The following is a 2,827-nucleotide window of genomic DNA, read 5'->3' on the forward strand; positions in this document are numbered from 1 at the left end:
CGTCGATGACTCCTTCTTCGACCTGGGTGGTGACAGCATCTCGTCGATGCAGGTGGTCGCGCGGGCCCGGGCTGCAGGTGTGGTCTGCCGACCCCGCGACATTTTCTCTGAGCGATCTGTGGCCGGGGTGGCCCGCGTTGCTGTGATGGCCGGCGGGGGTGACAGGACGATCGATCAGGGTATTGGTGAGGTTTTGGCGACGCCGATCATGCGTTGGCTGGCAACCGTGGGCGGCTCGGTTGAGCAGTTCAACCAGACGATGGTGTTGCGCGCTCCAAGGGGAGTGAGCCACGCCGATGCAGTCGACTTGGTTCAGGCGTTGTTGGATCGTCATGCCATGCTGCGGTTGCGGGCCGATGGTTACGGAGCCGCCGGTGGTCCGTGGTCATTGGCTGTGCCCGAACCGGGAGCGGTAGAGGCGAATGAATGTTTCGAATGCGTTCCGGTGTTGTCCGACGATGTGTTGGTGGCCGCCCGTCACCGGCTGAATCCGGCCGCGGGGGTGATGCTCAGCGCGGTTTGGGTGCGCTCGACGGTCGAGTTGGTGTTGGTGATTCATCATTTGGCCGTCGACGGGGTGTCCTGGCGGATTTTGCTTGATGACCTGAATGCGGCGTGGGACCAGCGCCGTGCAGGACAGCCGATAACCTTGCCGGTCGCAGGAACGTCGTTTCGCTCCTGGGCCGCAGTGCTAGGTGAGTACGCGCGCTCTGCGGCGGTGGTCGATCAGCTGCCAGCCTGGCAACGCATAGCGGCCGCCGGCGCGGCGCTGGCCGCGGTGGACCCGGCCGTGGATACGTATGTCAGTGCCGGGCAGATGTCGATGTCGTTGGACGTCGACACCACCCGGTCGCTGCTAGGTGAGGTACCTGCGGCCTTTCATGCCGGCGTGCATGACATCTTATTGATCGCTTTTGGGTTGGCGTGGACGGAATTTCTGGGTTGCGCCGGTGTTCCGATCGGTATCGACGTCGAAGGTCATGGCCGCGACGAGGAGCTGGGCCCCGATATTGATCTGTCGTCCACGGTGGGGTGGTTCACCAGCAAGTACCCCATCGCGTTGGTAGTGGATCGGCTGCATTGGCAGCAGGTCCGCGATGGGGCACCGGCGCTGGCGGAGGTGATCAAAGTAGTCAAAGAACAGCTCCGAGCCGTTCCTGACGGTCTGAGTTATGGTCTGCTGCGCTATCTGAACACCGAGGTGGAACTGACCGGGCCTGATCCGTTGATCGGGTTCAACTACCTGGGTCGTCTGGGCGTTGCCGCAGATTCGACGCGCCCGGCCGACATGTGGCAGATCGCTGGTGGTGACCAGGTTTTCAGCGATCCGGCGCGAGCGGCGATACCGATGTCGCTGACGCATACCGTCGACCTGAACGCGGTTGCGGTCGACACGAAGGCCGGTCCGCTGCTACATGCCCATTGGACGTGGGCGTCTTCCAAGCTAGACGGTGCAGAAATCGCTCGGGTGAGCCAACTCTGGTTCGAGGCGTTGGGCGGTATTTGTGCTTGTGTCCACCGTGGCGGACACGGCTTGACGCCCAGCGACGTCGCCCTGACTGGGCTGAACCAACAACAGATCGATCAGCTTGAACGGCAATACCAAATTGCCGACATTTTGCCGCTGACTCCGCTGCAGGAGGGCTTGCTCTTCCACGCCTACCGTGGCGGCGACCGGGGGCAGGGCGCAACAGGTCCCTACCTGCCGCAAATCGATGTTGGGCTGAAAGGGCAAGTTGACCCCGAGCGCATGAATGATGCCGTACAAGCGGTGATCAACCGCCACCCCAATGTGGCGGCTCGGTTCGTTATCGATCCGCAGCCGGTGCAGATCATTTTGGATGATCCCGTGGTGGGTTGGCGCTACGTCGACTTGGCTGACAAAGGCGGACACGACGAACGTATCCGGCAGATATGTGCCGATGAACGTGCCGCCGTAAGCGATCTGACCCATGCATCGCCTTTTCGCGCGGCATTGATTCGCACAGCGCCGGATCAGTATCGGCTGGTAGTGACCAATCACCACATCGTGCTGGATGGTTGGTCGCTGCCGATCTTGTTGCGTGAGATCTTGGCGAGCTACGAAAAGCTGCCACTGCCCACTCCGGCTCCCTACCGCAGCTTTGTGCACTGGCTTGCCTCGCGAGACCACGATCACGCGCAGACGGTGTGGGGCAGGCTGCTGTCGGGCTTGACCGCACCCACCCTGGTCGGTCCCCCCGACCCGTCAGACCTGACCAGCAAAGGCGTCAAATCGTTCTCCCTGTCTGAAGCGACCACCGACGCGCTGACCCAAATAGTGCGTCAGCACAACACCACCGTGAGCACTGTGCTGCAGGCCGGATGGGCGTGCCTGCTCAATTGGTTGACCGGCCAACACGATGTGGTGTTCGGGATGACGGTGGCCGGAAGACCGGCGGAGTTGGCCGGGGTGGAATCGATGGTCGGCCTTTTCATCAACACAGTGCCGGTGCGCGCTACCTTTACCGCGACCACCACGGCTGCGCAACTGTTGGCCCAACTCCAGCACAATTACCACGACACGCTGGAACACCAACACGTGTCGCTGACCGACATCCATCGCATCACCGGTCACGACAGGCTGTTCGACACCTTGTTCGTCTACGAAAACTATCCGATCGACAGCGTCACGTTGCTCGAGGGCCATGACCTGACTATCACCGAGATGACTGGCCGTGAATCCACTCACTACCCCCTCGTCATGCAGGCGCTGCCCGGCCGGCAACTCGGGTTTCGTGTCGCATTCGCGACCGATGTGTTTGATGAGGCCGGTATCTGCACTCTGATCGACCGGTTTGAGCGGGTG

At 61.9% G+C, this 2,827-nt stretch carries 1 protein-coding gene; it reads left to right on the forward strand.

The annotated features are described in order from the left end of the window. A partial coding sequence (locus ACX9NE_RS29160; protein WP_459365244.1) for a condensation domain-containing protein occupies nt 1–2,827 on the forward strand: 2,827 nt, incomplete at both ends.

The organism is Mycobacterium sp. ML4 (genome assembly GCF_054515735.1).